Source organism: Streptomyces sp. NPDC017991 (assembly GCF_044328075.1).
Classification (GTDB): domain Bacteria; phylum Actinomycetota; class Actinomycetes; order Streptomycetales; family Streptomycetaceae; genus Streptomyces.
The window spans coordinates 231480-251264 of sequence record NZ_JBIRGP010000006.1 but is presented as its reverse complement, the minus strand read 5'-3'; the positions used below and the strand labels follow the sequence as shown (position 1 = coordinate 251264).

Here is a 19785-nt window from a genome sequence, read left to right as displayed (position 1 = left end):
CACCATGAGGAAACTAGTATCCACTGATCAGAAGCGCCCGGCCCCTCGACGGGCGTTCACCGCCGTAACCGGTCGACTGGCACCCGGTGCCACGTTCGCTGAAGGAAGTGACAGCTCATGTCCGCACCAGCGCCGTCCCCGCTGGCCATCGTCGACGCCGAGCCCCTGCCCCGGCAGGAGGAGGTCCTGACCGACGAGGCCCTCGCCTTCGTCGCCGAGTTGCACCGGCGGTTCACCCCCAGGCGTGACGAGCTCCTCGCCCGCCGCGGTGAGCGCCGCGCCGAGATCGCCCGTACCTCCACGCTCGACTTCCTCCCGGAGACGGCCGCCGTCCGCGCGGACGACTCCTGGCGGGTGGCTCCGTCGCCCGAGGCCCTGAACGACCGCCGGGTGGAGATCACCGGTCCCACCGACCGCAAGATGACCATCAACGCGCTGAACTCGGGCGCCAGGGTGTGGCTCGCGGACTTCGAGGACGCCTCCGCGCCGACCTGGGAGAACGTGATCCTGGGCCAGGTCAACCTGATCGACGCCTACACCCGTTCGATCGACTTCACGGACGAGCGCACCGGCAAGTCGTACGCGCTCGGGGCACCCGAGAAGCTGGCGACGGTCGTGACGCGCCCGCGCGGCTGGCACCTGGACGAGCGCCATCTCGTCGACGCCGACGGCACCCCGGTCCCGGGCGCGCTCGTCGACTTCGGCCTGTACTTCTTCCACAACGCGCAGCGGCTCATCGACCTCGGCAAGGGCCCGTACTTCTACCTCCCGAAGACGGAGTCGTACCTGGAGGCCCGCCTCTGGAACGAGGTGTTCGTCTTCGCGCAGGACCACGTGGGCATCCCGCAGGGCACCGTCCGCGCGACCGTCCTGATCGAGACGATCACGGCGGCGTACGAGATGGAGGAGATCCTCTACGAACTGCGCGACCATGCCTCGGGGTTGAACGCGGGCCGCTGGGACTACCTCTTCTCCATCGTCAAGAACTTCCGTGACGGCGGACGGAAGTTCGTCCTGCCGGACCGCAACGCGGTGACGATGACGGCCCCGTTCATGCGCGCGTACACTGAACTGCTCGTCCGCACCTGCCACAAGCGCGGGGCTCACGCGATCGGCGGCATGGCCGCGTTTATCCCCTCGCGGCGCGACGAGGAGGTCAACAAGGTCGCCTTCGAGAAGGTCAAGGCCGACAAGGACCGCGAGGCGGGCGACGGCTTCGACGGGTCGTGGGTGGCCCACCCGGACCTCGTGCCGATCGCGATGGCGTCCTTCGACGCCGTGCTCGGCGACCGGCCGAACCAGAAGGACCGGCTGCGCGAGGAGGTCGACGTGAAGGCCGCCGACCTGATCGCCGTCGACTCGCTCGACGCCAGTCCCACGTACGACGGGCTGGTCAACGCCGTTCAGGTCGGCATCCGGTACATCGAGGCCTGGCTGCGCGGGCTCGGTGCCGTCGCCATCTTCAACCTGATGGAGGACGCGGCCACGGCGGAGATCTCGCGCTCGCAGATCTGGCAGTGGATCAACGCGGGGGTGGAGTTCGAGCACGCCGGGCAGTCCGTGAAGGCGACGCCCGAACTGGCCCGCGAGATCGCGGCGCGGGAGCTGGCGGACATCCGCGCCGAGATCGGCGAGGAGGCCTTCGCGGCCGGGCGCTGGCAGCAGGCCCACGACCTGCTGCTGACGGTCGCGCTCGACGAGGACTACGCGGACTTCCTGACGCTGCCCGCGTACGAGCAGCTGACCGGCTGAGCGCCGGCCGGCACAGGCACTACCTCTCCGAGTGGCCCAGGGATCTCTCCGGGGCCACTCGGTCGCGTACCAGGCGCTTCACGGCCGTCGGCTCGGGGAAACCCTGCTCGCGGCGGTCCCAGACCACCTCGTCGTCGACGCGTACGACGAAGACGCCACCGGTGCCGGGCTTGAGCGCCAGCTCGGTCAGCTCCTGCTCGAAGGTGGTGAGGAGTTCCTGGGCGAGCCAGGAGGCGCGGGGCAGCCAGCGGCACTGGGTGCAGTACTCGATCTGCACGCGGTGCGACTGCCCGGCCGGAGTCGGGGTCGTGGCGGCCGGGGTCGCGGGGGCCGGGGTCGCGGGCCGTGTGTTGTCCGTGGTCATCCGAGGTGTACCGACCAATCCTGTTGCGCCGTCGGTTCGCCGTGCAGGTCGGGGACCCGCTTGAGCCAGTTCGGCCGGCCCTGCTGGGTCTTCGCGGCCCGGCGGGCGTCCTCGTCCGCGAGCTGCTCCCGGGTGGGGAAGTCCGTGGGAAGCCAGGCCGCGGAGGCCGCGACCCGGGCGAGGAGATAGCCGACGTAGGCCTCGCGGACCTCGTCGGGCGTCGCGAAACCCGGCTCGTCGGCGAGCCAGGCGTCGGGCACCTCGGCCGTGATCGCGCGCAGCAGTTCCTCCGTCACCCGGGGCGCGAGTTCGGCGTCCGCCGCGCGGGTGTCGGGGGTGTGGCCGCCGAGCGCGTGCTGCCGGAAGTCGTACGCCTTCTCCGGGGACGACGCGTCCCAGCGGTGGTGGAAGACCAGCGCGGCCCCATGGTCGATCAGCCACAGCTTCGGGGGCGCGACGCCGAGCGTGGGCCAGATCATCAGGTTCGAGCTGTGCCTCGTGCGGTCCACGTTCACCGTGAGGGCGTCCAGCCAGACGATCCGGCCCGCCTCCAGGGGGTCGACGTCGAACGCCTGCGCGACCTCGGGCGTGAAGTCCTCCGCGCCCGACAGATAGTCCATGCCGAGGTTGAGCCCGGCACTGGCCCGCAGCAGGTCCTGGACCTCCTGGTGCGGTTCGTGCGCGGCGACAGCCGGATCGAAGTGCACCAGCACCAGCTCGGGGAACCGCAGCCCCAGAGCGCGCGCCAGTTCGCCCACGATCACCTCGGCGACCAGCGCCTTCAGGCCCTGCGCCGAGCCGGTGAACTTCACGACGTACGTCCCCAGGTCGTCGGCCTCGACGACGCCGGGCACGGAGCCGCCCGCCCGCAGCGGGGTCACGTATCGGTCGGCGGTCACTTGGCGCAGCACACCCGCCACTCTAATTCAGCCGCCCGCGGTGAGGATCAGGCGTCCGGCGCGCGCAGGGGGTTCGGGACCGGCCGGTAGCGTGCGGCGGCGCCGTCCGCCCCGGTCCAGCGCAGCAGCAGGTTCGTCTTGCCGGGCAGGGTCGGGGACCGCAGGAGGTCCGCCAGCTCGGGCAGCTCCGGGGCGTACCGCGCGAGCTCCCGGCGCGCGGGCTCCCACGGGTCCAGCCGCGGATACCGCTCGCGCAGGGCGTCCGCGACCTCCAGCAGGTTGTTCACGACCAGGCAGTACACCAGCCGCTCCCACCCCGCCGCCCGCGCCACGTCCGCCAGCAGTTTCACACCCTCGGCGTCCCGGAACAGCGCCTGCACCGGCGTGCCTTCGCCGTCCACGGCCACCACCGTGTTCTGCAGATGCGCTTCGAGTACGACCCCGTGCCGGGCGAACAACTCCAGCGCCGGCGGCACGACTTGGCGCAGATACGCGGTCCACCACGCAGCCGGATCGGCGAGGGTGTCCAGAGGGTTGCACGGGCTGCCCGTGCCCTCCGTCAGCGCGGCCGCCAGCAGCGGATTCGAACCGGGGGTCACATGCCCGCCCAGACCGTCACGCACGAGAACGGCCAGTTCCTCGAAGGCGAAGTCCGCCGTGCGGTAGCCCCGGTCGCTCAGCCAGGCCGCGCCGCCGGGGAGGGTGCGGCAGGCTTCCGTGACAGCGGCGTCCGTACGCCGCAGGGCCAGGAGGTCGTGCCGCCACAGGCGGCGGATGTCGTTGGTGATGCGGACATCGAGGCTGAACTTCACGAAGAGGTCGGCGTCCGGCACGTACAGGGTGCGGATGGCCGCCGTGGGCCAGGCGGACCACGGCGTGGACCCGAGGTGTACGAGGCGGCCGTCGGCGAACGCCTCGCGGATCTCCGGGCTGCCGCCGACGAGGTCGAGCTGCCAGGGGTGGGCGGGGAGGAGCCGGTAGCCGTCGGGGGCCTCGCCGAGGGCGTCCAGGGCGCTCGTGTCGCCGTCCTCCGCACAGGCGTCCTCGCGCAGGCCCAGCAGCGTGAGCGGGAAGTCGGCGTACGCCTCGGGGGCGTACGGGAGCCAGGTGGTGGCCGGGCCGCCGCCGCGCGCCTTGGGGGCGGGGTGGTGGGGATGCCCGGTGATGAGGGACTGCTCGGAGCGCCGGTACGGGTCGGCGGGCTGGGTCACGCCCTCCCTGGCCGCCAGGATCGCCGCCACCGCGTCCCGGCTGTCGGTCATCTCGGCGGGCAGTTCGGAGTTGGACAGGCCGGTGTGCAGACGCAGTTCCTCGGCGGCGAGCTTGACCAGTTCGGCGTGGCCGAGCCGCTGCCAGGTGCCGTCGGCGAACAGCTCCGGGTCGCGGGGCCGGCGCCCGTCGCGCACACGCAGGAGCCGCTCCCCGGCGGGCAGCCGGTACACCCGCCGGGCGTCGGGCGCCCGCTCCGGGCCCGGCTCGGGCTCGGGTTCGGGCTCGCCGATCTCTCGCAGCAGGCAGTTGAGCAGGGGCGCCGACGCGATCGCGTCGGCCGCTTCCGCGACGCCGTCGGTGCCCTGCGCGGAGGACCTGGAAGCCGGCGAGGGGCTGGGGGACATGGGCTGCATGGGGGGCACGGGGGGCATGTGATCCACGCGATCCGTTCGTTGCATACGGTGCACTTGCGCTGAGTATGTCCGGATGTCCGGCGTCGTACCCGGCCGGACGGCGTCCCCTCACCCTAGGAGCCCCTGTGCATCCTCCCCGCACCCCGGCCGGGACCGAGACCGCTCTCGCCGCCGAGCTGCGCACGGTACGCCCCGACCTGCTCTCCCCGTACGCGGCCGAACTCCCCGGCGCCCGCTCGGCCGTACTGACCCGGCTGTGGCGCGGGCTCGCCCTTGAGCCGCTGCCGTGGGTCACGCGCCGCGAGGCCGGGTACGACGCTCTGACGCTCCGGACGGCCGACGGCCGCCGCCTGCACGGGCCGCGCCCGGACGCGTACGCGACGGCCCCGACCGTCACGGAGGTCGAACTGGACGGGACCGCGTACGACCATCCGGCCGCGCTGATGGCGGCGCTCGGGCTCCCGCACGGCCGACCCTTCGCGGTCGAACTCGCCGACAGTGTCGCCTCGTTGGCCTTGTCGCGCGCCAACCAGGTCGCGTCGACCGGTCCGTCGGGCGGTTCGGCGGGCGGTTCGGCGGGGACGCCCAGAACGCTCTGGGAGTGGGAGCAGCGGGTCGTCGACGGGCATCCCTTCCATCCCAACTGCCGTTCGCGGCCCGGGTTCTCGGTGGCCGAGCAGTTGGCGTACGCCCCCGAGCACCGGCCGGTGGTCCGGCTGGGCCTGGTCGCCGTACGGGAGGACGACTGCCGGTCGACGGGCGTGTGGCCGTACCGGGAGGCGGGGCGGCTGCTGATCCCCGTGCATCCATGGCAGGCCCGGCATGTGCTGAAGGGCGAGAAGCCCGTCGGGGACGGGATGGCCGCGCATCCCCTGATGTCGCTGCGCACCCTGGCCGTGCCGGGCGGGCCGCACGTCAAGACCGCGCTCAGCGCCCGGCTGACCTCCTCCGTACGGGACATCTCGGTGTACTCGATCACGTCGGCGGCGACGGTGTCGGCGTTCATGGAGTCGATGGCCGGACGTCTGGACGGGCTGCTGCACATCACCCGGACCCTGGGCGCGGTCACCGCCGACTCCGCTGATCTGGCGGCCGTTTCACGGGAGTCCCCCGAGCTGTACGCGGGCACGGGCGAGCGGGTCGTGCCGCTCGCCGCCCTCGCCGCGAGCGTCCTGCCCCAGTCCCCCCGCTGGCTGGCGCAGTTCAGCCGGCTCGCGCTCACCGTGGGACTGCGGCTGCTCGACCTCGGCGTCGCCCTGGAGGCGCACGGCCAGAACCTCCTCGTGGTGCTCTCCCCCGCCGGTGACCCGGTGCGGCTCGTCTACCGCGATCTGGCGGACATCCGGATCAGCCCGGCCCGGCTGGCCCGCCACGGCATCCCGGTCCCCGAACTGACGGGCCGTATCGTCACGGACGACGAGTCCGTCCTGCGCAGCAAACTCTTCGGCTCACTCGTCGCGGGCACACTGGCGGCGACGGCGGGTTCGACACCGGCGCTGCGCGAGGCACTGTCCACGGCGGTACGGGAGCTGCCGCGCACACCGGATCTCGCGGCGCTGCTCGAAGAGGCGCTGCCCGCGAAGGCGTTGACGCTGATGAGGCTGTCGCCGGAGCGGCCCGGCGACATCTGGGCCCGTCTGCCCAGCCCCTTCGCCGACCCGGACGACAGGTCGGCCTGACGGCGTGACGGCCCGACGGCGGTCACTCGTTTTGAAGCGCGGTGCCTTTGATCAATAGGATCCGTCGATGATCACAAGACAACGGCTGGCGGCGGGCGCCTGCGCCCTGCTCGCCGCCCTGGCGGCCGGGATCGCGCTCCCGCCCGACGCCGTCGCCGACGAGCCCTCGGGGACCGCCGCGCCCAAGGTGAACCTGCTTCTCGACGTCAGCGGTTCCATGCGGGCGCGGGACATCGACGGCCAGACCCGGATGGCGGCAGCGAAGCAGGCCTTCAACGAGGTGCTCGACGCGACCCCCGAAGAGGTCCAGCTGGGCATACGGACACTGGGCGCCAACTACCGCGGCGACGACCGCAAGACAGGCTGCAAGGACACCGAACAGCTCTACCCCGTGGGGCCGTTGGACCGTACCGAGGCGAAGACGGCGGTCGCGACCCTGTCGCCCACCGGCTGGACCCCGATCGGCCCCGCGCTCCTCAAGGCCGCCGACGACCTCGAAGGCGGCGAGGGCTCCCGCCGTATCGTCCTCATCAGCGACGGCGAGGACACCTGCGCCCCGCTGGACCCGTGCGAGGTGGCACGCGAGATCGCCGCCAAGGGGATCGGCCTCACCATCGACACGCTGGGTCTGGTGCCGAACACCAAGCTGCGGCAGCAGCTGAGCTGCATCGCGGAGGCGACCGGTGGTACGTACACCTCGGTCGAGCACACCGACGAACTCACCGACAAGGTCAACCAGTTGGTGGACCGTGCGGCTGACCCGGTGGTGACGCCGGTCGCCGTCGAAGGCGCCGACGCGTGCGCGAAGGCACCCGCGGTCAAGTCGGGGCTGTACACCGACCGCGAGGAGTTCGGGCAGCACCGCTGGTACCGCGTGGACCTCCCGGCCGGCTCCGAACTGCGCGCCTCGGTGAGCGTCGCGGCCGACCGCCAGGTCGACCGGGACTACGGGGTGTCGCTGCGGGCGGTCACCACGAACGGCCGTGAGATCGTGCGCGGCGAGACGACCGGCACCGGGCGGACCGACGTCATGTCGGCCGGTCTGCGCTATCCCAAGGCCGAGAGCGACGACTCCGACGACGACTCCGGGTCCGCGACGGAGGTCGTGTGTCTCCAGGTCGCCAACTCCTTCTCGGCGGCCTCCGGGGTGAAGACCACCCCCGGTCTGCCGCTCGAACTGACCATCGACGTCGTGGACGGGCCCGACGCGTCGAGCGACGTGGCCTCCTTCGGCCTCGGCCGCGGCTGGTGGCTGCTCGGCGCACTGGTGCTCACCGGCTTCCTCGCGGGTGTGCTGTGGGGTTGGGTCTCGCGTTGGCGGGTCGCGGTCTGGAGGACCAACTGATGCGTACGAGACTGATGTTGAGAGCGGCGAGTGCGGGGCTGCTGCTGCTAGGGGTCGCGGCGGTTCCGGCCGCGGCCGACTCCTCCCCCTCCGCGAGCCCGTCGGACGACTCCGGCGCGCCCACCTCGGCGGGTACGTCCTTCCGTACGGCGGCCGAGGTCGACCAGGGACAGCGGGCGACCGCCGGCGCGTCCACGGGCGACTATCTGTACTGGTCGTTCCCCGCCGACGCGGGGCAGCGGCCGACCGTGCGGGCGAAGGTGAAGCTGCCGGACTCGCACGCCTCCGCGACCTGGCAGATCGATGTGTACGACGGGCTGCGGCGCCGTCAGGCGTGCCAGTACGGGGCGCAGACGCGGACTGCCGCGCAGGACGTGGGCTCGGTGGAGCTGTCCTGCACGTTGCGTACGGTGCGGGCCTGGTCCGAGCCGTGGGCCGATGATCCGCTGCCGGGTACGTACTACATCCGGCTGACCACGGTCGGTCTGACGGCGGCCGATCTCGGGCTGCCGGTGACTACCGAGGTGCGGGTCGACTCCAAGGAGATCGGCGGGGCGGCGGCGGTTGACGGCTCGTTGTCCGAGCCGTTGGTTCCGGGGGTCGCGGTGGCGGCCGACGCCGGTGACGGTGACGGTGACGAGGAGTCCGACTCGCCCGCGGCCGTGCTGTCCAGCATCGAGCCGGATGACGGGTGGTCCTCCGGGTGGTGGTCCGACCGGTGGGTCTGGACGGGCATCGGGGGTGTGCTTGCCGCACTCGCGGGGATCGGAGGATACGCGCTGACGCGCGGAGCGGGGCGGCCCCGGCCGTAGCTTTTCGGATGCGTCGTCGAGTGCGGGTGCGCTGTGGCCGGTCGCGCAGTTCCCCGCGCCCCTGACGGGCGCACCCGTACGTCTTCGCCTGCGGGTGCGTCGTGGCTGGTCGCGCAGTTCCTCGCGCCCCTGAAAGGCGCGCCCGTGCGTCGTCGAGTGCGGGTGCGCCGTGGCTGATCGCGCAGTTCCTCGCGCCCCTGACGGGCGCGCCCGTGCGTCGTCCGGTGCGGGTGCGTCGTGGCCCGTCGCGCAGTTCCCCGCGCCCCTTCCGGGGCGCGCCCTTGCGTCGTGCTTTTCGTGCCCCCGAGGGGGCCCGGCAGGGCCGTCTTGAGGGGCGCGGGGAACTGCGCGGCCAGCCACAGCGGGTCCGCAGGCGAACACGGGCCCGGGGTCCGCCGGGGCCCGGCGGTCAGGGCTCGCGCAGGGCCTTCGCCAGCGGGCCCTCTCCCGACACCGCCACCCGGTGGGTGCGTACCGCGTCCAGGAGCGTCAGGTCACCCCGCCCCAGCAACGCGCACGTCTCCGTGTCGAGGGAGAGCCGGGCGTCGGGCACCTCGGGCGAGGGCCCCTCCCCGTACACCGGCGCGTCCCCGGCGCCGACGTGGACATGGAACTCGCCCTCGTCCAGCCGAACTTGCACGACCCCCTCACCGAACCCCTCCAACGCCCGCAACAACGGCAGCGCGAACCAGTGCGCACGCACCGCGTCCGTGGGCCGCCGTTCCGCAAGCAGGGGCGCCCCCCACTCCCCGAGCGCCTGCAGCACGGACAGCAACTGCCGCCCGCGGCCAGTGAGTTCGTACACATACACCGCTCCCGGCGGCGGCATCCGCCGACGCGTCGTCAGACCGTCCCGCTCCATGTCCTTGAGCCGGGAGGCGAGCACATCCGTGCTCACGCCGGGCAGGTCGGCGTGCAGGTCGGTGTAGCGGCGCGGACCGGCCAGCAGCTCGCGGACGATCAGGAGGGTCCAGCGGTCACCGACGGCGTCGAGCGCGCGGGCAGCGGAACAGTACTGGTCGTAGCTTCGGCGAGGTGACATGCGACGCAGTCTAGACAACTTGTTGGACTTTCCAAGCGAGAACTTGGTAAAACCAAGCAACACCACAACCTGGAGGTGCGCACCGCATGGAGTTCCGGCAGTCGAGCAAGCTCAGCGAGGTCTGTTACGAGATCCGGGGCCCGGTCATCGAGCACGCGAACGCCCTGGAGGAGGCAGGCCACAGCGTGCTGCGCCTCAACACGGGCAACCCCGCGGCCTTCGGCTTCGAGGCCCCGGCGGAGATTCTCCAGGACATGATCCGGATGCTCCCGCAGGCCCACGGCTACACGGACTCGCGCGGCATCCTCTCGGCCCGCCGCGCCGTGGCGCAGCGCTACCAGGAGCGGGGTCTCGAAGTCGGCGTGGACGACGTCTTCCTGGGCAACGGCGTCTCCGAACTCGTCTCGATGGCCGTCCAGGCCCTCCTGGAGAACGGCGACGAAGTCCTCATCCCCGCCCCGGACTTCCCGCTCTGGACGGCGGTGACGACCCTCGCGGGCGGCAAGGCCGTGCACTACCTGTGTGACGAACAGGCCGACTGGTATCCGGACCTGGACGACATGGCGTCGAAGATCACGGACCGCACGAAGGCCGTCGTCATCATCAACCCGAACAACCCGACCGGCGCGGTCTACCCCAAGGAGATCATCGAGGGCATCCTCGACCTGGCGCGCCGGCACGGCCTGATGGTCTTCGCGGACGAGATCTACGACCAGATCCTGTACGACGACGCCGTGCACCACACGGCCGCCGCGCTCGCCCCCGACCTGGTGGTCCTCACCTTCTGCGGCCTGTCGAAGACGTACCGTGTGGCGGGCTTCCGGTCCGGCTGGCTGGTCGTGACCGGGCCGCGCCAGCACGCGAAGAGCTATCTGGAGGGCCTCACCATGCTGGCCTCCATGCGGCTGTGCGCCAACGCCCCCGCGCAGTATGCCATCCAGGCCGCGCTCGGCGGCCGGCAGTCCATCCACGAACTCACCGCGCCCGGCGGCCGGTTGCGCGAGCAGCGTGACATCGCGTGGGAGAAGCTGAACGAGATCCCGGGCGTCTCCTGCGTGAAACCGAAGGGCGCGCTGTACGCGTTCGCGCGTCTCGACCCCTCGGTCCACAAGATCCACGACGACGAGAAGTTCGTGCTCGACCTGCTGCTGCGCGAGAAGATCCAGGTGGTCCAGGGCACCGGTTTCAACTGGCCGCGCCCCGACCACTTCCGCATCCTCACCCTCCCGTACGCCGACGACCTCGACGCGGCGATCAGCAGGATCGGCCGATTCCTGAGCGGCTATCGGCAGTAGACGCGGTGACGTCGGCGGTGACCTCGGCGGGATGTCGGGGGGGGGAGGTCATGTCGTCGGGGATGTCAGACCCGGGTCGTAGCCTTTGTCTTCGAAGGGGTCCGCCGGTCCGGTCGACCGGGAAGGGCCGCGGCCCCGTCGTGACAGCCGTGACCGCCGTGACCACAGGGGAAGGAGCACCCCGTGACCCGACCGCCGACCGCCGCTCAGCGGCGCGTCATCGACGCCGCCGATCCCGTGACCGGGCGCCTCAGGGGTGCGGAGGGCCGGCTCGCGGCGCTGGTGAGACAAGGGCTCGCCTTCCGGCACCCCCGCCCGCCGCACGACCACTTCCTCACGCCGGCCGGGCACCGGATACGCGAGGGGACGGCCGCCGCGGTGGCGGAACCGGCCGGGATCTCCGCACCCGCCCGCTCGGCCTCATCAGGCGTGTTCACCGCGCGGGTGGGCGGCGAGGAGGCCGTCGACGCCGGCCCCGCACGCACACGGGAGGTGCGCAGCGCCTGGCAGGGGCTGCTGGAGATGCGACGGATGACCAACACGGGCGGCGTCATGGACCGGCCGTGCGCGTGGGAGCGTACGCATCTGGTGCAGGCCGCCGCCCTGGCGCTGGAGGCGGCGGGACTCCGCCCGGCGGGGACGGGTCCCGGTACCGCCGTCGGCGCCCGGGAATCGGGATACCGGGTGCGGGCGACGCCTCAGCCGGAGGCCGTCGCCGTGCGCGAGCCGGACGCGGCGGCGCTGAGGGAGTGCGCGGTGACACTGGAGAAGGCCGGCTGGCAGGTCGGCGAACACTCGGAGCCACGCACGGGGGCACGCTATCTGCTGGCCTCGCCCCGCCGGTCGTGACGACCTCGACCGGGTCACTCCGGCTGGTGGCGGGCGTCGTACGCGGCGCGTGACTCGGCGATCGTGACGCGGTGCCGTTCCGCCCAGTCGGTCAGCCCCAGCAGCGAGGCGTGCAACTCATGGGCCACCGGCGTGAGTTCGTACTCGACCTTCGGCGGGACCGTCGGGTGGACGGTGCGCGTGAGGAGCCCGTCGCGCTCCAGATGGCGCAGGGTCAGCGTGAGCATGCGGCGGCTGATGCCCTCGATGCTGCGCTCCAGCTCGGTGAAACGGATCGGCCCGTGCGCGGCGGCCACGAGGATCAGAACGCTCCATTTTCCGGCGACCCTGTCAAGAACCTCGCGCACGGGACACGCGTGCGCGTTCACGACCTGCGAGGTAACACGGGTGTTCCCCTGGGACATCCAGGTGCCTCCTTACGACCGGCCTTCAGGGTCACTCACGATGTCCTCCGTTACAAGTCGTGCACCTATGGAACGTCCAGCACTTGTTCCCGCACTCATACGGAGGCCGTGGCCATGTCGTCCCGGATCGGAGCTCCCGCGGAGGGGCTCCCCCAAGACTCGGACCCCGCAGGACCCGCAGCACCCGCAGACCCTGCGCAGCACTCGCGAACGTACTCCCGTCGGGCGTCCCTCGTCGTGCTGTGCGGGGGCGCGCTGATGACGATCCTCGACGGCAACGTCGTGACCGTCGCGATGCCCGCGATCCAGAGCGACCTCGGCTTCTCGCCCTCGGCGCTCGCCTGGATCGTGAACGCGTATCTGATCCCCTTCGGCGGTCTGTTGCTGCTCGTGGGGCGGCTCGGCGATCTGGTCGGACGCCGGCGGATGTTCGCCTCGGGGCTCGCCCTGTTCACCGTGGCGTCCGTGCTGTGCGGGGTCGCCACCAGCCAGGGCATGCTGATCGCGGCGCGGGCGCTGCAAGGTGTCGGCGGGGCGATGACCTCGGCGGTCGTACTGGGGATGCTGATCGCGCTCTTTCCCGAACCGCGTGAACAGGCCGGGGCCATCGCGGTGTTCAGCGCGGTCGGGGCGGCGGGCGGCGCGCTGGGCACGTTCCTCGGCGGGGCGCTCACCCAGGCGCTCAGTTGGCACTGGATCTTCCTGATCAACCTGCCGATCGGGATCGCGGCCTGGATCGCCGCCCTGCGCGTCCTTGCCCCCGACCGTGGCGCCGGGCTCGACAGGGGCGCGGACTATCCCGGGGCCGCGCTGGTCACGGGCGCGCTGATGCTCATTGTCTACGCGATCGTCGGCACCGGGGAGCGGCCGGTCGGCGGCACGCTGATCCTGGCGGCCGTCTCGCTCGCCCTGTTCGCGGCCTTCACCCTGCGGCAGGCACGGGCCGAGCGTCCGCTGCTGCGGCTGAGGCTGTTCCGCTCACGGCTGCTCACCGGGGCCAACGGTGTGCAGATCCTGATGATCGCGACGATGTTCGGGTTCCAGTACGTCGGGGCGCTCTACATCCAACGGGTGCTGGGGTACGGCGAGTTGCGGACGGGGATGGCGTTCCTGCCCGCGCCCGTGCTGATCGGGGTGCTGATGCTGGGCCTGTCGGCGCGGACGATCGGCCGCTTCGGGCCGTACCGGGTGCTGCTCGCCGGGCTCGTGCTCATCGTCGCCGGAATGGCCCTGCTGAGCCGGATACCGGTCTCCGGGTCGTACGTCGTCGACGTGCTGCCTCCGATGCTGTTGCTCGCGACGGGGTTCGCTGCCGCGATGCCCGCGGTGACGGGGCTCGCCATGTCGGGGGTGGCGGAGGAGGACGCCGGGCTCGCGTCCGGACTCTTCAACACCACACAGGTGGTGGGGGGTTCGCTGGGACTCGCGGTCCTCACGACCCTCGCGGCGAGTCGCACGGATCAGCTCCTGGAGAGTGGGGAGCCGTTCACCGCGGCAACCGCGGACGGGTACCGATTGGCGTTCACTGTTGCGACGGGGGTCGCGGGGGCGGGGTTGGCGGTCGCGGCGGCGGTCTTGCGGCCGGCCCGGACTTCTTCGCGTCACTGACTCGGGGGCCAAGAACCTCTTGACGGGTATACGTCACTCTCATTCTCTGGTAGGAAACTTTCCTAACAGTACGGAAGAGTGACTCCCACCCCCACCGGAGGTCCCGTGCACACCCCCCACACCCCCCTGCGCTCCTCACGCCGCGCCCTCCTCGCGATGATCGGAGCATCCCTGGTGGCAGGCCCAGCCATCGCCGGCACTCCCGCGAGCGCCGCGGCCCCCGGTCTCGACGACCCGGCGAAGAAGGAGATCGCCATGAAGCTGGTCTCCAGCGCGGAGAACTCCTCGCTGGACTGGAAGGCGCAGTACCAGTACATCGAGGACATCGGCGACGGCCGTGGCTACACCGCGGGCATCATCGGGTTCTGCTCGGGCACGCACGACATGCTCGACCTCGTCGAGCTGTACACGCAGCGCGAGCCGGGCAACCCGCTGGCCGGCTACCTGCCCGCACTGCGCCGCGTCGACGGCTCCGACTCGCACGAGGGCCTGGACCCCGGTTACCCGGACGCCTGGCGCCGGGCGGCCCAGGACCAGGTCTTCGAGCAGGCCCAGAACGACGAGCGGGACCGCGTCTACTTCAACCCGGCGGTCCAGCGCGGCACGGCGGACGGCATCGGCACGCTCGGCCAGTTCACGTACTACGACGCCATCGTCATGCACGGCAACGGCGGCGACAGCACGAGCTTCGGCAGCATCCGCGACCGGGCGCTGGGCCGCGCCAGGCCCCCGGCCCAGGGCGGCGACGAGGTGACGTACCTCAACGCCTTCCTCGACGCCCGCGTGTGGGCGATGAAGCAGGAGGAGGCCCACTCGGACACCAGCCGCGTGGACACCGCCCAGCGGGTCTTCGTCAGGAACCGGAACCTGAACCCGCCGCTGGACTGGCAGGTCTACGGGGACAGCTTCCACATCGGCTGAGGCCGCGGCGGTGGCCGCCGCGGGGTCCCGGCGGCATCGCGGCCCCGAAGAACCGAGGAACCGGGCCGGTGGCCGTGCGCTCGTCGCCCGTCAGCGAGCGGCCACCGGCTCCGGCCCCGGACTCGGCCCCACACCCGGGCCGGGCTCCATCGGGGCCGTCACCTCGTCGCACTCACGGCTCCCGCCCAGGTGGTTGAAGACCAGGTTCAGGGCCACGGCCGCCACGCAGCCGGTCGAGATCCCCGAGTCCAGGATGATCTTCGCCGTCTCCGGGAACGCGTGGTAGAACTCCGGCGCGGTGATCGGGATGATGCCGACGGCCAGCGAGACCGCCACGATCAACACGTTGTTGTCCTTCTCCAGGCCCGCCTTGACGAGGGTCTGGATGCCGCTCGCGGCCACCGAGCCGAACAGCACCACGCCCGCCCCGCCGAGCACGGGACGCGGCACCACGGCGATCAGCGACGCGGCCATGGGGCACAGGCCCATCAGGACGAGGAAGCCACCGCCCGTGGCCACCACGTACCGGCTGCGGATCCGGGTCATCGCGACCAGGCCGATGTTCTGGGCGAAGGCACTGCACATGAAGCCGTTGAAGAGCGGGCTGACCGCCGAGCCGAGGGTGTCGGCGCGCAGGCCCGCCGCGATGGTCCTCTCATCGGCCGGCCGTCCGACGATCTCCCCCAGCGCCAGCATGTCCGCGGTCGATTCGGTCATCGAGACGACCATCACCACGCACAGCGAGACGATCGCGGCGAGCTGGAACTGCGGGGCTCCGAAGTGGAACGGCGTGGGGAAGCCGACGACCGCCGCGTCGGCCACCGGCGCGAAGTCGGTGACACCGAACGGGATCGCGACGAGCGTGCCGGCGACCAGGCCGAGCAGTACGGCGATCTGTTTGACGAAGCCCCGGGTGAAGCGGCGCAGCAGCAGGACGATGAGAAGGGTCGCGCCCGCCAGGCCCAGGTTGGTGGTCGAGCCGTAGTCGTGCGCCGCCGGGTCGGGTCCCTGGGCCCAGCCGAAGGCGACCGGCATCAGGGATATGCCGATGAGGGTGATGACCGTGCCGGTGACCACGGGCGGGAAGAAGCGGACCGCCTTGCTGAAGAAGGGGGCGGCGAGGAAGCCCAGTACACCCGCCACGATGACGGCGCCGAAGATGACCGGCAGGGCGTCGCGCTTGTCGTCGGTGGAGTTGACGACCGCGATCATCGGGGCGACTCCGGCGAAGGTGACGCCGTTGACGAAGGGCAGGCGGGCGCCGATCTTCCAGATGCCGAGGGTCTGCAGGAAGGTGGCGAGTCCCGCGGTGAACAGACAGGCGCCGGTGAGGAAGGTCAGTTCGGTCGCGGTCAGGCCCACGGCCGCGCCGACGATCAGGGGTGGGGCGACCACTCCCGCGTACATGGCGGCCACGTGCTGCAGACCGCTGGTCGCCATCTTCAGGGCGGGGAGTTTCTGGTCAACCGGGTTTTTTTCAGGGCCGGTTGCGCTTACGTCCGTACTGCTGGGCATGTGCTGGGCAGCCACGGCGGCTCCTCCGGTCGGGTACACGTCGGCGTTGACGTGGGTGTCAGGGAGGTCTTTTTTTCTGGCGGGACGGTGTCCGTCACGGAGGGGGCGTGGCGGGGGCATGCGGGGGTGCACGGGTGCAGCAGGGTGTGACGGAAGTGGACCGTTCCGGGGCGCGGCCAGTTCGTGCGCGCGCCCCGGAGACGGTCACCGCGGACCCCGTTCGGGTCCACGGCCACCGGCCGAGGGCCGTCCCCCTCGGCCGGAGGTCTTGGGCGGGGCGAGGTCAGGCCCGCGCGGCGATCCTCGCGAGGCGCTGGGCCTCGTCCCGCGTGGAGCGGGCGATCGCGTCCTCGTCGACGTGCAGCAGCCGGCCGTTCTCGACGATCTGCTCACCGCCCACGAAGGAGGCGGTGACCGGCGCCGCCGCGCCGAGGACGAGTGCGATGACCGGGTCGGCGATCGACGCGTGGGCCAAGGTGTCCATTTTCCACAGCACCAGGTCGGCGAGCTTGCCCGGTTCCAGGGAGCCGATCTCCGCTGCGCGGCCCAGGACCTGGGCCCCGCCGTAGGTACCGAGGCGCAGCGCCTGACGGGCGTTCAGGGCGGCTTCGCGGTGGGCGCCGAGGCGGTTGACGAGCAGCGCGTTGCGCAGTTCGGTGTGCAGTTCGCCGGACTCGTTGGACGCCGTGCCGTCGACGCCGAGGCCGACGGGGACGCCGGCCGCGAGCATGTCGGGCACCCGCGCGATCCCTGCCGCCAGACGGGCGTTGGACGACGGGCAGTGGGCCACCCCGGTCCTCGTACGGGCGAAGGCGGCGATGTCGGAGTCGTTCATGTGGACGCAGTGGGCCATCCACACGTCCTCGCCGAGCCAGCCGGTCGACTCGAAGTAGTCGGTCGGGCCCATGCCGAACAGCTCCTTGCAGAACTGCTCCTCCTCGACCGTCTCCGATCCGTGCGTGTGCAGCCGTACCCCCTTGCGGCGGGCCAACTCGGCGCCCTGTCGCATGAGTTCGGTGGACACGGAGAAGGGCGAGCAGGGCGCGACCGCCACCTGGGTCATGGCACCGAAGGAGGCGTCGTGGTGTTCGTCGACGGTCGCCTCGGTGGCGGCGAGGGCGCCTTCGAGTGTTTCGACGGCGAAGTCCGGCGGCAGTCCGCCGTCCTTCTCGCTGCGGTCCATGGAGCCCCGGGCCAGGGTGAAGCGGACGCCCGTCTCACGTGCGGCACGGATGATCGAACCGGACAGGTCGCCCGAGCCCTTGGGGAACACGTAGTGATGGTCCATGGCGGTGGTGACTCCGCCGCGGGCCATCATGCCGAGGGAGCCCTGGGCCGCCGCGTACGTCATGCGCTCGTCGATGCGCGCCCAGGTCGGGTACAGGGCGACGAGCCAGTCGAAGAGGTTGTGGTCCGTGGCGAGGCCGCGGGTGATCCACTGGTAGAAGTGGTGATGGGTGTTGACCAGGCCCGGGGTGACGAGGTGGCCGGTCGCGTCGATCCGGCGTACGACGTTCGCCAGCCCCTCGGGGGCCCTGCCCGCGCCCAGCGACTCGATGCGGTCGCCCGCCAGGACCAGGTGGCCCGACGTGTACTCGGTGTCGTCGGCGTCCACGGTCGCGATCGAACAGTTCTCGATGACGATCCGTCGGTCTGCTGCCATGGTTCGTCCTTCTGCCGTGCCGAAAAGGGTTGCTGGTAGGGGGAGTTGCTCACCGAGGCAGGTGTGTCAGAGGTTGCTGAGGTCCACCGGGATGAGCGCCTCGCAGCCGTCCCGCAGGATCGTCGCCTCGATCAGGCCGTACGGCCGGTCGGCGGCGAAGTACACCTCGTTGTCGTTCTTGAGGCCGAACGGCTCCAGGTCGACGAGGAAGTGGTGCTTGTTCGGCAGTGAGAAGCGGACCTCGTCGATCTCGTCGCGGTGCTCGATGATCCGCGCGCCCATCTGGTAGAGGGTCTGCTGCAGCGAGAGCGAGTAGGTCTGCGCGAAGGCCTGGAGCATGTGCCCGCGCACCTGTGCGTAGGACTCCTCCCAGTCGGGCATCGGCTGCTCGTCGTCGGTCCAGTTGAACCGCCAGCGCGCGGAGACCTCGGTGGCGAGGATGCGGTCGTACGCCTCTTTCAGCGTCGTGTACTTGTCCTTGACGTAGCCCCAGAATTCGGAGTTCGTCGAGTTCAGTACGACCAGGTCCTTGAGGCCGGAGACGACCTCCCACGAGGAGCCGTCGTACGTGATCTGCGTGACGCGTGTCTCCTGACCCTTGCGGGCGAAGGAGTGTCCGCCCTCTGCCGCGCCGGCGGACGCCGGGTCCGCCTCGGAGGTCCCGGTCTCCGAGGTCCCTATCCGCTCCCAGGAGTACTCCTCCACGCGGATCCGCGCGGTCCTGATGGGTTCCTGCGAGGTCACGAAGTGCCGGGCGAGGTGGATGCCGAACTGCTCGGCGGACTCGATGCCGTGCTCCTTGGCGAAGGCGTACACCGTGTTCTTGGTGGTGTCCGTCGGCAGGACGTTCGCGTTGGAACCCGAGTAGTGGACCTCCTCCATGTCACCGCTGAGGGCGACGGAGACGTTCAGGTCCTTGATGTGGTGGGTGGCGCCGTCCCGGGTGATCCTGACGACGCGGTTCTCGGCCTTGCCGTACTGGTTCTGGGCCAGGACCGCCGGACGGGCAGAACGGGGATGGGTGGTCATGTCTGCTAGCTCCCTCGGTAAACGGAGTAGCCGAACGGGTTGAGCAGCAGCGGTACGTGATAGTGCTCCCCCGGGCTGACGGCGAACGTGATCGCCACCTCGGGGAAGAACACCTGTGCGGCACCGCTGTCCCGGTTCGCGGGGGCGTCCTGCTGCGCCTCGGCCTGTTCTTTCACGGGCTTCTTCTCGAAGTACGCCTCGACGGCGAAGTCGAGCCGTACGTGTGTGGTGCCCTCCGGCAGGGCCGGCAGGTCCTTGCACCGGCCGTCCGCGTCGGTCGCGGAGCCGCCGAGCGCCTGCCACTCCGCGCCACGGCCGTCACGGGCCGCGAGCAGGACGGCGACTCCCGCGGCGGGGCGGCCGACGCTGGTGTCCAGGATGTGCGTGGACACGGACGCGGCAGGAGTGACGGCGACGGTGGTCTCGGTGGTCATGCGGGTGCGTCCTCTTCGACGAGTGGGGCGAGCCGGATGCGGTTGATCCTGCCCAGTTCGGTGCGCACGATCTCGCGCTCCTGTGCGGGCGTGTTGCCGATGCGCTCCTTGAGCGCGTCACGCATCTGTTCGCCGGTGCGGCCGGTCGCGCAGATCAGGAAGACATGGCCGAACCTCTCCTGGTACGCCAGGTTCAGTTCCAGCATCTCCGCCCTGAGTGCGTCGGAGGCGCCGGCCATTCCGCGCTGTTCGCGGGAGGAGGTCGGGTCGCCCGGCTCGGGGCGTCCGATCGGCGGGTGGCCGGCCATCGCCTCCGCCAGGTCGGCGTCGGTCAGGTCGGCCGTGGCGGCGTCGCTCCGCGCGAAGAGGTCGTCCCCGGTGGCGTACGGGCGGCCGGTGAGCAGTTTGTGCGCCCAGGTCGCCGAGGCGCACAGCTCGTGGAGGGCGGCGCGGGCCGCGGGTTCCTCCAGGGTGTTGAACCGGGCGAGGCCGCCGGGTGTCGTCGTACTCGAAGTCACGGGAAGCCTCCGTGGCCTTGTGCTGGACGGG

18 protein-coding genes are annotated in these 19785 nt (G+C 71.3%); 8 read left to right on the top strand and 10 right to left on the bottom strand.

Annotation, left to right across the window (positions count from 1 at the left end):
- Positions 1-117 precede the first annotated feature (117 nt).
- Positions 118-1752 carry a malate synthase A gene (gene aceB, locus ACH4DZ_RS19940; RefSeq protein ID WP_398288506.1) on the top strand — a complete coding sequence of 545 codons (1635 nt, stop codon included), beginning with the start codon at positions 118-120 and terminating at the stop codon, positions 1750-1752.
- A gap of 19 nt (positions 1753-1771) precedes the next feature.
- On the opposite strand, the gene ACH4DZ_RS19935 is transcribed toward aceB, so the two are convergent.
- The 3 genes from ACH4DZ_RS19935 to ACH4DZ_RS19925 all read right to left on the bottom strand — a co-directional run bounded on the left by ACH4DZ_RS19935 (position 1772) and on the right by ACH4DZ_RS19925 (position 4640).
- Positions 1772-2029 carry a SelT/SelW/SelH family protein gene (locus ACH4DZ_RS19935; RefSeq protein WP_398288744.1) on the bottom strand — a complete coding sequence of 86 codons (258 nt, stop codon included), beginning with the start codon at positions 2027-2029 and terminating at the stop codon, positions 1772-1774.
- An 83-nt stretch (positions 2030-2112) separates the two neighbouring features.
- Positions 2113-3027, bottom strand: coding sequence for a HipA family kinase (locus ACH4DZ_RS19930; protein WP_398288505.1), 915 nt, complete (start codon positions 3025-3027; stop codon positions 2113-2115).
- Positions 3028-3062: 35 nt separating this feature from the next.
- Positions 3063-4640, bottom strand: coding sequence for an IucA/IucC family protein (locus tag ACH4DZ_RS19925; protein ID WP_398288743.1), 1578 nt, complete (start codon positions 4638-4640; stop codon positions 3063-3065).
- Positions 4641-4705: 65 nt separating this feature from the next.
- Here ACH4DZ_RS19925 and ACH4DZ_RS19920 point away from each other — a divergent pair, with 65 nt between their 5' ends.
- The 3 genes from ACH4DZ_RS19920 (at position 4706) to ACH4DZ_RS19910 (ending at position 8476) form a co-directional block, all read left to right on the top strand.
- Positions 4706-6319 carry an IucA/IucC family protein gene (locus tag ACH4DZ_RS19920; protein WP_398288504.1) on the top strand — a complete coding sequence of 538 codons (1614 nt, stop codon included), beginning with the start codon at positions 4706-4708 and terminating at the stop codon, positions 6317-6319.
- 67 nt (positions 6320-6386) lie between these two features.
- On the top strand, positions 6387-7664 hold the full coding sequence (locus ACH4DZ_RS19915; RefSeq protein WP_398288503.1) for a VWA domain-containing protein: 1278 nt from the start codon (positions 6387-6389) through the stop codon (positions 7662-7664).
- Complete coding sequence (locus ACH4DZ_RS19910; RefSeq protein WP_398288501.1) at positions 7664-8476, top strand: hypothetical protein; 813 nt, start codon at positions 7664-7666, stop codon at positions 8474-8476. The genes ACH4DZ_RS19915 and ACH4DZ_RS19910 overlap by 1 nt, the downstream gene beginning before the upstream one ends.
- Positions 8477-8885: 409 nt before the next feature.
- On the opposite strand, the gene ACH4DZ_RS19905 is transcribed toward ACH4DZ_RS19910, so the two are convergent.
- Complete coding sequence (locus ACH4DZ_RS19905) at positions 8886-9518, bottom strand: winged helix-turn-helix transcriptional regulator (protein WP_398288500.1); 633 nt, start codon at positions 9516-9518, stop codon at positions 8886-8888.
- Between the two features lie 86 nt (positions 9519-9604).
- Between ACH4DZ_RS19905 and ACH4DZ_RS19900 the strand changes: the two genes are divergently transcribed.
- Positions 9605-10813 carry a pyridoxal phosphate-dependent aminotransferase gene (locus tag ACH4DZ_RS19900; RefSeq protein WP_398288499.1) on the top strand — a complete coding sequence of 403 codons (1209 nt, stop codon included), beginning with the start codon at positions 9605-9607 and terminating at the stop codon, positions 10811-10813.
- A 183-nt stretch (positions 10814-10996) separates the two neighbouring features.
- On the top strand, positions 10997-11662 hold the full coding sequence (locus ACH4DZ_RS19895) for a hypothetical protein (protein WP_398288498.1): 666 nt from the start codon (positions 10997-10999) through the stop codon (positions 11660-11662).
- 14 nt (positions 11663-11676) lie between these two features.
- On the opposite strand, the gene ACH4DZ_RS19890 is transcribed toward ACH4DZ_RS19895, so the two are convergent.
- A complete protein-coding gene (locus tag ACH4DZ_RS19890; protein WP_398288497.1) occupies positions 11677-12066 on the bottom strand; it encodes a winged helix-turn-helix transcriptional regulator in 390 nt (129 codons plus the stop codon).
- A 114-nt stretch (positions 12067-12180) separates the two neighbouring features.
- On the opposite strand from ACH4DZ_RS19890, the gene ACH4DZ_RS19885 reads away from it, so the two are divergent.
- Entirely contained in the window at positions 12181-13674 is a 1494-nt protein-coding gene (locus ACH4DZ_RS19885) for an MFS transporter (protein ID WP_398288496.1), read from the top strand.
- Positions 13675-13779: 105 nt separating this feature from the next.
- Positions 13780-14595: a chitosanase gene (locus tag ACH4DZ_RS19880; protein WP_398288495.1), complete on the top strand. Its 816-nt coding sequence runs from the start codon at positions 13780-13782 to the stop codon at positions 14593-14595.
- Positions 14596-14685: 90 nt separating this feature from the next.
- Here the strand turns inward: ACH4DZ_RS19880 and ACH4DZ_RS19875 are convergent, their stop codons facing one another.
- The 5 genes from ACH4DZ_RS19875 to uraD form a co-directional block, all read right to left on the bottom strand.
- Complete coding sequence (locus ACH4DZ_RS19875; protein WP_398288742.1) at positions 14686-16110, bottom strand: nucleobase:cation symporter-2 family protein; 1425 nt, start codon at positions 16108-16110, stop codon at positions 14686-14688.
- A gap of 283 nt (positions 16111-16393) precedes the next feature.
- Entirely contained in the window at positions 16394-17773 is a 1380-nt protein-coding gene (locus tag ACH4DZ_RS19870; protein WP_398288494.1) for an 8-oxoguanine deaminase, read from the bottom strand.
- 66 nt (positions 17774-17839) lie between these two features.
- Positions 17840-18802 carry a factor-independent urate hydroxylase gene (pucL, locus tag ACH4DZ_RS19865; protein WP_398288492.1) on the bottom strand — a complete coding sequence of 321 codons (963 nt, stop codon included), beginning with the start codon at positions 18800-18802 and terminating at the stop codon, positions 17840-17842.
- Positions 18803-18807: 5 nt separating this feature from the next.
- Positions 18808-19236, bottom strand: coding sequence for a hydroxyisourate hydrolase (gene uraH / locus ACH4DZ_RS19860; protein ID WP_398288491.1), 429 nt, complete (start codon positions 19234-19236; stop codon positions 18808-18810).
- Positions 19233-19754, bottom strand: coding sequence for a 2-oxo-4-hydroxy-4-carboxy-5-ureidoimidazoline decarboxylase (uraD, locus tag ACH4DZ_RS19855; RefSeq protein ID WP_398288490.1), 522 nt, complete (start codon positions 19752-19754; stop codon positions 19233-19235). The genes uraH and uraD overlap by 4 nt, the downstream gene beginning before the upstream one ends.
- Positions 19755-19785 lie beyond the last annotated feature (31 nt).

Bases quoted from the DNA above. Each gene is read 5' to 3' on its own strand.
- aceB (WP_398288506.1), top strand. From the start codon at position 118: ATGTCCGCACCAGCGCCGTCCCCGCTGGCCATCGTCGACGCCGAGCCC.
- ACH4DZ_RS19925 (WP_398288743.1), bottom strand. From the start codon at position 4,640: ATGCAGCCCATGTCCCCCAGCCCCTCGCCGGCTTCCAGGTCCTCCGCG.
- ACH4DZ_RS19920 (WP_398288504.1), top strand. From the start codon at position 4,706: ATGTCCGGATGTCCGGCGTCGTACCCGGCCGGACGGCGTCCCCTCACC.
- ACH4DZ_RS19915 (WP_398288503.1), top strand. From the start codon at position 6,387: ATGATCACAAGACAACGGCTGGCGGCGGGCGCCTGCGCCCTGCTCGCC.
- ACH4DZ_RS19910 (WP_398288501.1), top strand. From the start codon at position 7,664: ATGCGTACGAGACTGATGTTGAGAGCGGCGAGTGCGGGGCTGCTGCTG.
- ACH4DZ_RS19905 (WP_398288500.1), bottom strand. From the start codon at position 9,518: ATGTCACCTCGCCGAAGCTACGACCAGTACTGTTCCGCTGCCCGCGCG.
- ACH4DZ_RS19900 (WP_398288499.1), top strand. From the start codon at position 9,605: ATGGAGTTCCGGCAGTCGAGCAAGCTCAGCGAGGTCTGTTACGAGATC.
- ACH4DZ_RS19890 (WP_398288497.1), bottom strand. From the start codon at position 12,066: ATGTCCCAGGGGAACACCCGTGTTACCTCGCAGGTCGTGAACGCGCAC.
- ACH4DZ_RS19885 (WP_398288496.1), top strand. From the start codon at position 12,181: ATGTCGTCCCGGATCGGAGCTCCCGCGGAGGGGCTCCCCCAAGACTCG.
- ACH4DZ_RS19875 (WP_398288742.1), bottom strand. From the start codon at position 16,110: ATGCCCAGCAGTACGGACGTAAGCGCAACCGGCCCTGAAAAAAACCCG.
- ACH4DZ_RS19870 (WP_398288494.1), bottom strand. From the start codon at position 17,773: ATGGCAGCAGACCGACGGATCGTCATCGAGAACTGTTCGATCGCGACC.
- pucL (WP_398288492.1), bottom strand. From the start codon at position 18,802: ATGACCACCCATCCCCGTTCTGCCCGTCCGGCGGTCCTGGCCCAGAAC.
- uraH (WP_398288491.1), bottom strand. From the start codon at position 19,236: ATGACCACCGAGACCACCGTCGCCGTCACTCCTGCCGCGTCCGTGTCC.